Origin of the sequence: Pseudomonas sp. G166, from assembly GCF_037027455.2 — a bacterium.
Taxonomy (GTDB): Bacteria; Pseudomonadota; Gammaproteobacteria; order Pseudomonadales; family Pseudomonadaceae; genus Aquipseudomonas.
The window spans coordinates 1636207-1650177 of the sequence record NZ_CP146985.1 but is presented as its reverse complement, the minus strand read 5'-3'; the positions used below and the strand labels follow the sequence as shown (position 1 = coordinate 1650177).

9 protein-coding genes are annotated in these 13971 nt (G+C 60.6%); 4 read left to right on the top strand and 5 right to left on the bottom strand.

Annotation, left to right across the window (positions count from 1 at the left end):
* Positions 1-53: 53 nt before the first annotated feature.
* Together hrpA and aceK are read right to left on the bottom strand one after the other, a co-directional pair.
* Positions 54-3965 (bottom strand): ATP-dependent RNA helicase HrpA, encoded by a 3912-nt coding sequence (hrpA, locus tag SGN16_RS07455; protein WP_210643346.1) that lies wholly within the window; start codon positions 3963-3965, stop codon positions 54-56.
* Positions 3966-4179: 214 nt separating this feature from the next.
* Entirely contained in the window at positions 4180-5901 is a 1722-nt protein-coding gene (gene aceK, locus SGN16_RS07450; RefSeq protein ID WP_210643345.1) for a bifunctional isocitrate dehydrogenase kinase/phosphatase, read from the bottom strand.
* Positions 5902-6030: 129 nt separating this feature from the next.
* Here aceK and SGN16_RS07445 point away from each other — a divergent pair, with 129 nt between their 5' ends.
* Positions 6031-6939 carry a DMT family transporter gene (locus tag SGN16_RS07445; RefSeq protein WP_210643344.1) on the top strand — a complete coding sequence of 303 codons (909 nt, stop codon included), beginning with the start codon at positions 6031-6033 and terminating at the stop codon, positions 6937-6939.
* Between the two features lie 121 nt (positions 6940-7060).
* Here SGN16_RS07445 and SGN16_RS07440 read toward each other — a convergent pair whose 3' ends face one another.
* The 3 genes from SGN16_RS07440 to cysK form a co-directional block, all read right to left on the bottom strand.
* Positions 7061-7924 (bottom strand): DMT family transporter, encoded by an 864-nt coding sequence (locus SGN16_RS07440; protein ID WP_335943624.1) that lies wholly within the window; start codon positions 7922-7924, stop codon positions 7061-7063.
* Between the two features lie 337 nt (positions 7925-8261).
* A complete protein-coding gene (locus SGN16_RS07435; protein WP_210643342.1) occupies positions 8262-9200 on the bottom strand; it encodes an aspartyl/asparaginyl beta-hydroxylase domain-containing protein in 939 nt (312 codons plus the stop codon).
* Between the two features lie 257 nt (positions 9201-9457).
* The gene (gene cysK / locus SGN16_RS07430; RefSeq protein WP_210643341.1) at positions 9458-10432 is read right to left on the bottom strand and encodes a cysteine synthase A; all 975 of its coding nucleotides are present in this window, start codon (positions 10430-10432) and stop codon (positions 9458-9460) included.
* Positions 10433-10562: 130 nt separating this feature from the next.
* Between cysK and SGN16_RS07425 the strand changes: the two genes are divergently transcribed.
* From SGN16_RS07425 to SGN16_RS07415, 3 genes are all read left to right on the top strand, one after another.
* A complete protein-coding gene (locus SGN16_RS07425) occupies positions 10563-11639 on the top strand; it encodes a DUF748 domain-containing protein (protein WP_210643340.1) in 1077 nt (358 codons plus the stop codon).
* 206 nt (positions 11640-11845) lie between these two features.
* Positions 11846-12691, top strand: a complete 846-nt coding sequence (locus SGN16_RS07420; protein WP_003184225.1) for a MoxR family ATPase — start codon at positions 11846-11848, stop codon at positions 12689-12691.
* A gap of 34 nt (positions 12692-12725) precedes the next feature.
* Positions 12726-13904: a VWA domain-containing protein gene (locus SGN16_RS07415; RefSeq protein ID WP_210643339.1), complete on the top strand. Its 1179-nt coding sequence runs from the start codon at positions 12726-12728 to the stop codon at positions 13902-13904.
* Positions 13905-13971 lie beyond the last annotated feature (67 nt).

Sequence of the window (13971 nt, the reverse complement as noted above, 5' to 3'; positions counted from 1 at the left end):
CGCGAGCAGGCTCGCTCCCACAGGGGTTAGTAGTGTTCATCTGGTTTGTGGCATCAACCCTCCACCTGCCCCCACTGCTTACTCAAGCGCTTATCGGAAATCGGCACCTTGGTCCCCAGTTGCTGGGCGAACAGCGAAACCCGGTATTCCTCCAGCCACCAGCGGTACAACTCCAGTTGCGGGTCGCGCTTGCCTTCCTGGAGGTGTTTGCTGGCTCGGGTCTGGTATTGGGCCCAGAGGTTCGACAACTCACCGCTCCAGACCCGGTCTTTCTGCACCTGGCTACCCAGCTTCTCGAAACGTTGCTCGATGGCCTTGAGGTAGCGCGGCAGTTCCTTGAGCCATTGATGCGGGGTTTCGCGGACGAAGCCCGGGTACACCAGGTGGCTGAGCTGCTGCTTGATATCGTTCAGCGCCACGGCCTGGGCCAGGTCGATCTTGCCCTTGAAGCGTTTTTGCAGGCCGTGCCAGAGCTTGAGAATGTCCAGGGTCAGCTTCGCCAGGCGCTCGGCGTGCTCGGCCCAGCCACCGCGCTTGCGCTCGGCCAGCGAAGCCAGCGCGGCGCCATCACGGGGCAGGCTCGCTTCGCCTTCCAGCACGCAACTGTCGAGGCTGACCAGCAGGATGTCTTCCACCAGGCTGTCGATGCGGCCCAAGTCGCGGTACAACAGGCCCAACTCCGTCAGGCCGGGCAGCTTGCCGCGCAGGAACTTGGCCGACTCGGCCAACTGCTGCATCAACAAACGCTGCAAGGCGCGGCGATGCTGGAACTCGGCTTCGGCCGGAGTCGGGAAACGCCCCTCCTTGACCACGCCACCCTCTTCCACCAGCGCCGGGTACACCGTCATCGACAGCCCGGCGATCTTCTGTTGGGTTTTCTCTGCCACCGGCGCGAAAATTTTTGCCTCCACCGGCGCCTGGCTTTTTGCCGTTTGCGGCACGGCCAATGCCGCCTGGCTGGCTTCGGCAAAGCGCGCCGTCAGCTCGGCCAGGTCGCGGCCTTCGCCGAGGAATTTGCCCTGGCCATCGACAATTTCCAGGTTCATGCGCAGGTGGCTTTCCACCTGTTGCGCCGCTTCCGCCCAGGCTTCGTCGCTGACCCGCGCGCCGGTCATGCGCAACAGTTCACGGCCCAGGGATTGCGGCAATGAACCCTCGGCGAAGGTGATGCGTTGCAGCGCGGCCTTGACGAAGTCCGGCACTGGCACGAAATTCTTGCGCAGGGCCTTGGGCAGGTTGCGCACCAGGGCGATGCATTTGGCCTCGATCATTCCCGGCACCAACCATTCCAGGCGCTCCGGCGGCAGCATCGGCAGCAACGGCGCCGGCACTCGCAGGGTCACGCCATCGCGGGGATGGTTGGGCTCGAAGTGATAGCTCAGCGGCAAGGTCAGGTCGCCAACGCGCAACGTGTCCGGATAGTACGCAGCAGTGACTTCACTGGCCTCGCGCGCCAGCACGTCTTCTTCACGCATGATCAGCAACTGCGGGTCTTTCTGGCTGTTGATCCGGTACCAACTGTCGAAGGTCGCGGTCTGGTGGATCTCGGCCGGCAGGCGCGCATCGTAGAAGGCGAACAGGGTTTCTTCGTCCGCCAGGATGTCGCGACGGCGGGCCTTGGCTTCCAGTTCGTCGAGCTGCTCCAGCAGTTTGGTATTGGCACTCAGGCACTTGGCCTTGGACTGGATCTCACCACGCACCAGCGCCTCGCGGATGAACAGTTCCCGCGATACCACCGGGTCCACTGGCCCGTAATGCACCGGCCGGCGACCGACGACGATCAGCCCGAACAGGGTGATCTGCTCATACGCCACCACTTGCCCGCGCTTCTTCTCCCAATGGGGTTCGAAGTGATTTTTCTTGATCAGGTGCCCGGCCAGCGGCTCGATCCAGTCCGGTTCGATCTTGGCCACCATGCGCGCGTAGAGCTTGGTGGTTTCCACCAGCTCGGCGGTCATCAGCCACTGCGGACGCTTCTTGCCCAGGCCCGACGACGGATGGACCCAGAACCGCCGCTGGCGGGCGCCGAGGTAATCGCCGTCTTCGGTTTTCTGGCCGATCTGGCTCAACAACCCCGAAAGCACCGCTTTGTGCAGTTTCGGGTAATCGGCCGGTTCTTTATTGAGGCTCAACTGCATGTCGCGGCAGATCAGGCTCAACTGGCGGTGGGAATCGCGCCACTCGCGCAGGCGCAGGTAATTGAGGAAATTCTTGCGGCACCAGTTGCGCAGCGGACTGGCGGTCAGGGCCTGGCGCTGCTCTTCGAAACCACGCCACAGGTTGACCAGCCCGGCGAAATCCGAGTCCACATCCTTCCATTGGGCGTGAGCCTGGTCGGCCGCTTGTTGGCGCTCCGGCGGACGCTCGCGCGGATCCTGGATCGACATGGCGCTGGCAACAATCAACACTTCCTGCAGGCTGCCCAGTTTCGCCGCTTCCAGCAGCATGCGGCCCATGCGCGGGTCCACCGGCAGGCGCGCCAATTGCCGACCGAGCGGGGTCAATTGGCTGTTGCGGTCAACCGCCGACAACTCTTGCAGCAGGTTGAAACCGTCGCTGATGGCCTTGCCGTCCGGCGGCTCGATGAACGGGAAATCGGTGATCTCACCCAGGCGCAGATGCAGCATCTGCAAAATCACCGCCGCCAGGTTGGTGCGCAGGATCTCCGGGTCGGTGAATTCCGGCCGGCCGAGGAAGTCCTCTTCGCTGTACAGCCGCACACAGATCCCCGGCTCGACCCGCCCGCAGCGGCCCTTGCGCTGGTTGGCGCTGGCTTGGGAAATGGCTTCGATGGGCAGCCGCTGGACCTTGGCGCGATAGCTGTAGCGGCTGATGCGCGCGGTGCCGCTGTCGATCACGTAGCGGATGCCCGGCACGGTCAGCGAGGTCTCGGCGACGTTGGTCGCCAGGACCACGCGACGGCCTGGGTGGGACTGGAAGATGCGCTGTTGTTCAGCCGGCGACAGGCGCGCGTACAGCGGCAGAATTTCGGTGTGCTTGAGCTGGGCCTTGCGCAGCATTTCGGCTGCGTCGCGAATCTCCCGCTCGCCCGGCAAGAACACCAGCACATCGCCAGGGCTGCGGCGCTCGCTGCGCTCATAGGCGGCGATTTCATCGAGGGTGGCGAGGATCGCCTGGTCGACGGTCAGGTCGTCCTCGACACGGTTGCCTTCTTCGTCCTGCTCCAGGGTCAACGGGCGATACCAGGTTTCCACCGGGAAGGTACGGCCCGAGACTTCCACGATCGGCGCGTCATCGAAGTGCTTGGAGAAGCGCTCCAGGTCGATGGTCGCCGAGGTGATGATGACCTTGAGGTCCGGGCGGCGCGGCAGCAGGGTCTTGAGGTAGCCGAGCAGGAAGTCGATGTTCAGGCTGCGTTCGTGGGCTTCGTCGACAATGATCGTGTCGTAGCGCTCGAGGTAGCGGTCGTTCTGGGTCTCGGCCAGCAGGATGCCGTCGGTCATCAACTTGATCAGGGTGTTGGCGTCGCTCTGGTCCTCAAAGCGCACCTGATAACCCACCAGCGCCCCCAACGGAGTGGCCAGTTCCTCGGCCACCCGACTCGCGACGCTGCGAGCGGCGATCCGGCGTGGCTGGGTGTGGCCGATCAAGCCATGTTGGCCCCGGCCGATTTCCAGGCAGATCTTCGGCAACTGCGTGGTTTTACCCGAGCCGGTTTCGCCGGCGATGATCAGCACCTGATGCTTGAGCAACGCGTCCTTGATTTCGTCGCGCTTGGCGGCAATCGGCAAATTGTCGTCATAGCGGATCACCGGCAGGCTCGCCTTGCGCGCCAGCACCTGATCGCACGACGCCTGCATGCGCGTCACCCACTGGGCCAGCTTGGCCTCATCGGGTTTCTTGCGCAGCTCGAGCAACTGGCGCCGCAACCGGTGACGGTCGGCGAGCATGGCGTGGTCGAGGTTTTTCAGCAGCTTGTCGATAGCGGGGGCTTGGTCAGTCATCAGGTACGCAAGGGTCGTCGGTTTGTGCAGGGGGCCGATTGTCGCAGATTTGCGGCCTCTGCGCCGACACATGGCGACCTGCCCACCGCCATACCCTGTGGGAGCGAGCTTGCTCGCGATAGCGGTGGATCAGCCAGCGTTGATGTTGACTGACACGCCGTTATCGCGAGCAAGCTCGCTCCCACAGAGTTTTCGCAGGATTCAGGATCGCTGGTTATTCACTGTCCAGGTCTTTGCGCCGATACGGAAACACATCGATCACCTTCCCCGCCCGGATCGCCTCCTGCAGGCCTTTCCAGTAATCGGCGTTGTACAGCTCGCCATGCAACTGGTCGAACAGCTTGCGCTGCCCGGCGTCAGCGAACAGGAACGGCGGGAATTCTTCGGGGAATACGTCCAGCGGCCCGATGGAATACCAGGGCTCGGAGGCCATTTCGTCTTCCGGGGTGCGGGGCTCGGGGATGTGGCGGAAGTTGGCTTCGGTCAGGAAACAGATTTCATCGTAGTCGTAGAACACCACGCGGCCGTGACGGGTCACACCGAAGTTCTTGAGCAGCATGTCGCCGGGGAAGATATTGGCGGCCGCCAGTTGCTTGATGGCCAGGCCATAGTCTTCCAGGGCCTCGCGCACCTGGGCGTCGTTGGCGTTTTCCAGGTAGAGATTCAGCGGCGTCATGCGGCGTTCGGTCCAGCAGTGGCGAATCAACACCGTATCGCCTTCCACCGACACCGTGGAAGGCGCCACTTCCAGCAGTTCCTCCAGACACGCCGGTTCGAACTTGCTCAGGGGAAAGCGGAAATCGGCGAACTCCTGGGTATCGGCCATGCGCCCAACCCGGTCGACACTTTTCACCAGGCGGTATTTTTCGATCACCGTGGCGCGGTCGACGTTTTTCGACGGCGAGAAACGGTCCTTGATGATCTTGAATACGGTGTTGAAACCCGGCAGTGTGAATACGCTCATGACCATGCCACGCACACCCGGGGCCATGATGAACTGGTCATCGGTGTTCGCCAGATGATTGATCAACGCCCGGTAGAACTCGGACTTGCCGTGCTTGTAGAAACCGATGGAGGTGTACAGCTCGGCGATGTGCTTGCCGGGCAAGATACGCTTGAGAAAGCCGATGAATTCCGCCGGCACCGGCACGTCCACCATGAAGTAGGAGCGGGTGAACGAAAAGATGATCGATACCTGCGCCTCATCGGTGATCAGCGCATCGATCTGGATGCCCCGGCCTTCGCGGTGCAGCAGCGGGATCACCAGTGGCCATTGCTCGTCGCGGGTGTAGATCCGGCCCACCAGGTAGGCGCCCTTGTTGCGATAGAGCACTGAAGAAAACAACTCCACCGTCAGCTCCGGGTCCTTGCAGACCCAGTCCGGCAGGTTTTCCCGCAGTTGAGCTTCGAGGCGCTTCAGGTCGCCTGGCAAGTCGGCGTAATCCTCGCTGAAGCGGTAATCGGCGAACACGTTCGCCAGCATCCGGTCCAGTTGCCCCTGGGGTTTGTAGGTCCGGGTCTGGGCCGCACGGGCGCGACGCAGGCTGGGGCGGGTGGTGTGGATGAACATCGTGCCATCACTGATCAGGTCATGACTGAACAGCCCGCAGAAGATCGAGTTGTACCAGGTCTCCGACAGTTCATCGTCAAAACGCAGGTCGATCAGGCTGATGTAGGCGCTTTTGACCAACGGCCAGCAACTGACATCCATCAACGACTCGGCGTCGAAGGCTTCGCGCAAATGGGCCACGGTTTCGAAGACTTTTTCTTCATATAAATTGATCCGCGCCGCCGAAGCCGCTTGCGCCTCTTGCCACCGGGCCTGCTCGAACCGGGCGCGGGCGCCATCGGTGATCTGCCGGAAATGCTCTCGATAATCGTCGAAACCTTCGAGGATCGACCGGGCGATATCGGTGGCGGGCCATGGTTGCGGCATAGGTAAACCTCGGCGGGTCATACTTGTTATAGGCGCCTGAGCTTAGAGGCCAATCGCGCGGCAACGCAACCATTGCCATCGGTATTCAGGACGGCGACACTTGCCGCCCAACCACGGAAGGAATGACTTGTGAACCTCGTCGATATTCTGCGTTTGCTGTCACTGGCCGCCATCTGGGGGGCAAGTTTTCTGTTCATGCGCATTATCGCCCCCGTCATTGGCACGATCCCCACCGCATTCTTTCGCGTATCCATCGCCTTCGTCGGGCTGCTGGTGATCCTGGCGCTGATGCGCGTCGACTGGAATTTTCGCGGCAAATTGAAAGTGGTGATGGGGCTGGGCCTGATCAACTCGGGCATCCCGGCGACGTTTTACTCGCTGGCGGCCCAAGTACTGCCAGCCGGTTACTCGGCGATCTTCAACGCCACCACGCCGTTGATGGGCGTGTTGATCGGCGGGCTGTTCTTCAGCGAAAAACTCACCACCGCCAAGGTCTGCGGTGTGTTTCTTGGGCTGTTCGGCGTCGGCATCCTGACCCGCGCCGGCCCGGTGGCCTTCGACCTGCAACTGCTGATGGGCGCCCTCGCCTGCCTGCTCGCCACCACGTGCTATGGCTTCGCCGGCTTCCTCACCCGTCGCTGGCTCGATCAGCAAGGTGGGCTGGACAGCCGTCTTTCGACCCTGGGCAGCATGTTTGGCGCCACGGTATTTTTGCTGCCGCTGTTTGGCTACAGCGTCATCAGCCAGCCACCGGCCAGTTGGGGAGGCTGGAGCGTCTGGCTGTCCCTGCTGGGGCTGGGCCTGGGGTGTACCGCGCTGGCGTATATCCTTTATTTCCGGCTGATCACCTCCATCGGCCCGGTCAAATCCATGACCGTAACGTTCCTGATCCCGCCGTTCGGCGTGCTATGGGGGGCGTTGCTACTGGATGAGCCGCTGGGAATGGCCCATTTGTATGGCGGGGTGTTGATCGCGGCGGCGTTGTGGTTGGTGTTGAAGCCTGGGGTGGCTAAGCCGGCTGAGGTGCCTGCCCGATAGCCCATCGGAGCCGCTGAAAATGCCATCGCGAGCAGGCTCGCTCCCACAAAGGGCTGTGCATGACCCTGTGGGAGCGAGCTTGCTTGCGATAGCGGTGGTACGGTTAGCGAATAGCTAAAGGCTAGCGTTTTTTACGAAACACAAACACCAACCCAACAATAATCAGCCCCATTCCCAGCCAACTCAGCAATGCCAGGCGGTTGCCAAACACCAGGTAGTCCATGATCGCCGTCACCGCCGGCACCAGATAGAACAGGCTGGTGACATTCACCAGGTTGCCCCGTGCAATCAGCCGGTACAGCAGCAACGTCGCCAGCACCGACACCACCAGGCCCATCCACAACACCGGCACGATGAAACCGGCGTTGTGCTCGAAGTGAAACGATTGGAACGGCACGAACGCCGCGCACAGCAGCAACCCGGCCAGGTACTGCACCGGCAATGTGCCCAGGGGATTATCGGTGATGCGCTTTTGCATGATAGAGCCGGCCGTCATGCTCACCAGCGCCAGCAACCCGTAGAGCATTCCAACCAGGGACATACCGGCCAGGCCGATCCCCTGGTAGACCACCATGATCAATCCCAGCAACCCCAACGTCAGGCCGAACAGCCGTTGCCAGGATCGCTGGCGCTCCACCAGCACCACCGTAAGGATCGGCTGCACGCCCATCAGCGTCGCCATCACCCCTGGGGTGACGTTCATTTGCAGGGCCAGCAGATAGAAAATCTGATAGGCGCCCAGCAGCACCATCCCGGTGGTCGCCGCGTATAGCAGCGGCTTGCCGGTCTTGGGCAGCTTGAACTTGAGCAATGGAATCAACAGCACCAGCGCACACAGCGCGATGGCAAAACGGATCAGCAGGAACGCAAAAGGTGAAGCGTGGGCCAGGCCCAATTTGGAAAAGATCGCCCCGCTGCTCCACAGCAGAACGAACAGGCTCGTGGAAGCCGCCGCCAATAAGGCGTTTTTGGATAGGAAAAACATGAATACCACCTGTAGTCAGGCAAAAGCCAACTCAGCCGAAGCTGAAATCCAGTAGTTTTTTCAGGCGGGCACAGGGAACGGCAACCGTTGCCGATCAGCCTTGAACGCCAACACCCGGCGGTGATACGACGGCGTACACCGGTGGGCTACTGACAGGTGGGGGGTATTGACCGATCTGCACAGGCTGCTGATTCCCGCACGGCACGACGCCAGCGTTGAACGCTGGAACCACAACCGCGATGACAGGGGATGCAGGCATGAGCCGATCTCTTGGAGGGTGGGTAGGAAAACCCATCGAGCGCCGACTATAACCAGCGCTCGATGGGTTAGGCAATGACTAAACGAACAGCCAATAGCCTAGGGCGGTTAGCACCGCCACCGCCAACACGGGCCGCATGACCCGGTAGGCCTTGGGATGCTTGCGTTTCCATTGCTTGACCCGGCCACTGATGCCGTCGCTGAACGACTTGCTCCAGGCGTAAGCCTGGTTGATGCCGCCAACGCGCTCGTCGTCGAGGTTCTGCGGCGCGGTGGCGCGGCCGAGGAAGGCGCTGATAGCGCGGTTCAGACGAGTCATCAATCGGCTTTTCAATGGTCGCTCGACGTCGCAGAACAGGATCACGCGAGTCTGCGGGGTTTCATTCTTGACCCAGTGCACATAGGTTTCATCGAACATCACGTCTTCGCCGTCGCGCCAGGCGTAGATCTGACCATCGACAAAGATCCGGCAGTCGTCGGAATTGGGCGTGGACAACCCCAGGTGATAGCGCAGGGAACCGGCGAACGGATCTCGATGGGGGTTCAAGTGGCTACCGCCCGGCAGCAAGGCAAACATCGCGCCCCGCACGTTGGGAATCTGGTTGACCAGCTCGACGGTGCGGGGACACAGCAATTCGGCAGACGGCAGCGCTTTGTCGTACCACTTGAGGTAGAAGCGTTTCCAGCCTTTCTTGAAGAACGAGCCGAAGCCGGCGTCGTTGTTCTTTTCCGCCGCCCGGATGTACCCCTCGTCGAACAGGTGCATGGCCTCGTCGCGGATGACTTGCCAATTGTCCTTGAGCACATCCAGTTCCGGGAACTTGCTGCGGTCCAGGTAAGGCTTGGAGGGCACGCTGGAGAACAGGTACATCAAGGTGTTATAGGGGGCGAACAAAGCCGAGTGGTTAACGAACTGACGCAATACCGGCAAACGCGCCTTGCCGCGCAAATGCACGTAAAGCGTACTGCCTAGAAACAGCAGCAACACTGAGGCCTTGGCGACAAACGAAACGGTCATTTACAACTCCTTGTCAAAAAACAACTTACGCAACGTCATCAACCCGGCGCAGCGGCCGGCCATTTTATAGATCGAGGCCAGGCGAAGAAACCGCCTGGCGCAATATTCACTGTTGAGGATCACGCAACAATGTCCTTGTTAACATGCGTGACCTGAATCGTGGCTGACACCAATCAAAATACCCTGCTTTCAGCCCATCCCTCCCTCAATGGCGAAGGGGCGTTGTGGCGAGTGCCCTCGCCACCTCCTGCATGCGGTTACTGTTGCGTCTCCTGCTCAGTGAACAAATCACTGAACAACATGCTCGACAGGTAGCGCTCGCCCGAATCGGGCAGGATCACCACGATGGTCTTGCCCTGCATTTCCGGCTTTTCCGCCAGGCGTACGGCCACGGCCATCGCCGCGCCACAAGAGATTCCACAGAGGATGCCCTCTTCCTGCATCAAGCGCAGGGCCATGGCCTTGGACTCTTCGTCAGTGACTCGCTCAACCTGATCGACGATCGACAGATCAAGGTTCTTCGGCACAAATCCAGCGCCGATCCCCTGGATCTTATGCGGGCTGGGCTTGATCTCCTGCCCTGCCATGGCCTGGGTAATCACCGGCGAAACCTCAGGCTCCACCGCCACCGACAGGATCGGTTTGCCACAGGTGTTCTTGATATACCGCGACACCCCGGTGATGGTTCCGCCAGTGCCGACGCCGGCCACCAGCACATCGACCGCGCCATCGGTGTCGTTCCAGATTTCCGGGCCGGTGGTCTTTTCGTGGATCGCCGGATTCGCCGGGTTGTCGAACTGCTGCGGCATGAAGTACTTGGAAGGGTCGCTGGCCAGGATCTCGGCAGCTTTCTCGATGGCCCCTTTCATCCCCTTGGCCGGTTCAGTGAGCACCAGCTCCGCCCCCAGGGCCTTGAGCACCTTGCGCCGTTCGATGCTCATGGACGCCGGCATGGTCAGCATCAGCTTGTAGCCACGGGCGGCAGCGACAAACGCCAGGCCGATACCCGTATTGCCCGAGGTCGGCTCGACGATGGTCATGCCGGGCTTGAGCTTGCCCGAGCTCTCAGCGTCCCAGATCATGTTCGCGCCGATCCGGCACTTGACCGAATACCCTGGGTTACGCCCTTCGATCTTGGCCAGGATGGTCACGCCGCGTGGGGCGATGCGGTTGATCTGCACCAGTGGCGTATTGCCGATGGAGTGAGCGTTGTCAGCGAATATACGGCTCATGGCTGGGTCCTTAATGCAGCGGGAATTTAGCGCTTAAAGGTATGCCTGTTGCCCATGGGCGTCCAGTTGCACCGAACGTTCCAGTTGTTACGACAGTCAATGGATTTAACACCGCTGGAGACTGACTGACATGAAGCGTCGATACAGCTGGCCACTGTGGACTCTCGCCGCCATCGTTGTGGTACTCGTGGCCCTGCATTTCACCCTGCCCTATCTGGTGCGCAACTACCTGAACGACAAACTGGCCGACATGGGCGACTACCGCGGCCAGGTTCTCGATGTAGACCTGGCGCTCTGGCGCGGGGCCTACCGGATCAATGGCCTGAAAATCGTCAAGGTCGACGGCAAGGTCCCGGTGCCGTTCGTCGATGCGCCGTTGATCGACCTGTCGGTGAGTTGGCATTCGCTGTGGTACGACCATGCGGTGGTGGCCGAGGTCGAGTTCGCCCGTCCCGAAGTGAACTTTGTCGACGGTGGGGCCAACCGGCAAGACTCCCAGACCGGCCGGGGCACCAACTGGCGCGAACAACTGAGCAAATTGCTGCCCATCACCCTCAACGAAGTGCGGATCAGGGATGGCAAGGTCACCTTTCGCAATTTCAACTCCAAGCCGCCGGTCAATCTGCGGGCCACCGACGTCAACGCCAGCTTCTATAACCTGACCAACGTGGTCGACACCAAAGGCAAGCGCGATGCCCGTTTCGAGGGCAAGGCCCTGGTGGCCGAACACGCGCCCCTGGAGATGCAGGCCACCTTCGACCCGTTGAGCAACTTCGAGGATTTCGACTTCCGCCTTCGGGCCAAGAACATCGAACTCAAGCGTCTGAACGACTTCGCCGCCGCCTATGGCAAATTCGATTTCAATGCTGGCCATGGCGACCTGGTGATCGAAGCTGAAGCCGACAACGCCAAGCTCAGCGGCTACATCAAGCCATTGCTGCGCGATGTCGATGTGTTCGACTGGCAGCAGGACGTGGAAAACAAGAACAAAAACATCTTCCGTTCAGTCTGGGAAGCGCTGGTCGGCACAGGCGAAACCGCCCTCAAGAACCAACGCAAGAACCAGTTCGCCACCCGGGTGGAACTCAGCGGAAATGTTCACCAGCAGGACATCAGCGCCTTCGAAGCCTTCCTGCAAATCCTGCGCAACGGTTTCGTCCAGGCCTTCAATGCTCGCTACGAACAACCGCCGCCTTCGACCGACTAAGGTGTTTGCGGCTTATTTGTGGCGAGGGAGTGGAGCGTGCCTCTTAGAAATGCGCCGAGACCGAGTCAACATGTGACGCTCCATTCAGAGACTGAATACAGCGTCTGCGTTCACAGTCGGCGGGGCGTCGCGTTATAGTCGGGCACGACATTTATTTCCCGCGCCCCGCCTCGTCAGGCCGGCGACACCGTTCGAGGAATTGCAGAATGAAGTTCGAAGGCACCAGCGCCTACGTGGCCACCGATGACTTGAAGCTGGCCGTGAACGCCGCCATCACCCTGGAGCGACCATTGCTGGTCAAGGGTGAACCGGGCACCGGCAAGACCATGCTGGCCGAACAACTGGCTGAGTCCTTCGGCGCGCGCCTGATTACCTGGCACATCAAGTCCACCACCAAGGCTCACCAGGGCCTGTACGAGTACGACGCGGTCAGCCGCCTGCGGGACTCGCAGTTGGGCGTGGACAAGGTCCACGACGTGCGCAACTACCTGAAGAAAGGCAAGCTCTGGGAAGCGTTCGAGTCCGAGGAGCGGGTCATCCTGTTGATCGACGAGATCGACAAGGCCGACATCGAGTTCCCCAATGACCTGCTGCAAGAACTCGACAAGATGGAGTTCTACGTCTACGAGACCGACGAAACCATCAAGGCCAAGCAGCGGCCGATCATCATCATTACCTCCAACAACGAAAAAGAGCTGCCGGACGCGTTCCTGCGCCGCTGCTTCTTCCACTACATCGCCTTCCCCGACCGTGTCACCCTGCAGAAAATCGTCGATGTGCATTACCCGGATATCAAGAAAGACCTGGTCAGCGAAGCGCTGGACGTGTTCTTCGACGTGCGTAAGGTACCGGGCCTGAAGAAAAAGCCTTCCACCTCCGAACTGGTGGACTGGCTCAAGCTGCTGATGGCCGACAACATTGGCGAAGCGGTGCTGCGCGAGCGGGATCCGACCAAGGCCATCCCGCCCCTGGCCGGCGCCCTGGTCAAGAACGAACAGGACGTGCAATTGCTTGAGCGCCTGGCGTTCATGAGCCGTCGCGGCACTCGCTGATCCTCTTCGTTTAACAAGAGCGAGGGCGATTGCCATGCTGCTTAACCTGTTCAATGAAATGCGCGCCGCCAAGGTGCCCGTGTCGGTGCGTGAACTGCTGGACCTGATCAACGCCCTGAAACAGCGGGTGATCTTCGCCGACATGGACGAGTTCTATTACCTGGCCCGGGCGATCCTGGTGAAGGACGAACGGCATTTCGACAAGTTCGACCGGGCGTTCGCCGCTTACTTCAATGGCCTGGAAAAACTCGACGATCATCTCCAGGCATTGATTCCCGAAGACTGGTTGCGCAAGGAATTCGAGCGCTCGCTGAGCGACGAAGAGCGGGCGCAGATCCAGTCCCTGGGTGGACTGGACAAGTTGATCGAAGAATTCAAGAAGCGCCTGGAAGAACAGAAGGAACGCCATGCCGGCGGCAACAAGTGGATCGGCACTGGTGGCACCAGCCCGTTCGGTTCCGGTGGTTTCAACCCCGAAGGCATCCGCGTCGGCGACGCCGGCAAGCGCCAGGGCAAAGCGGTGAAGGTCTGGGACCAGCGCGAATACAAGAACCTCGACGACCAGGTGGAACTGGGCACCCGTAACATCAAGATCGCCCTGCGCCGCCTGCGCAAGTTCGCCCGCCAGGGCGCGGCCGAAGAACTGGACATCGACGGTACCATCGACCACACCGCCCGGGACGCCGGCCTGTTGAACATCCAGATGCGCCCGGAGCGACGCAACACCGTGAAGCTGTTGCTGCTGTTCGACATCGGCGGTTCAATGGATGCCCACGTGAAAATCTGCGAAGAATTGTTCTCGGCCTGCAAGACCGAGTTCAAGCACCTGGAGTATTTCTACTTCCACAACTTCGTGTACGAGTCGGTATGGAAGAACAACCTGCGCCGCACCTCGGAGCGCACTTCGACCCTGGACCTGCTGCACAAGTACGGTGCCGACTACAAAGTGATCTTCATCGGTGACGCGGCCATGGCGCCTTATGAAATCACCCAGGCCGGCGGCAGCGTCGAACATTGGAACGAAGAAGCCGGTTACGTCTGGATGCAGCGCTTCATGGAGAAGTACAAGAAGCTCATCTGGATCAATCCTTACCCCAAGGACACCTGGGGTTATACCGCCTCGACCAATATCGTGCGGGAATTGGTGGAAGAACGGATGTATCCGCTGACCTTGCAGGGGTTGGAGGAAGGGATGCGGTTTCTTTCCAAGTAGATCTTGGTTGCCCATTCGGGCGTCATCGCGAGCAAGTTCGCTCCCACACTGGATCTTCGTCACACAT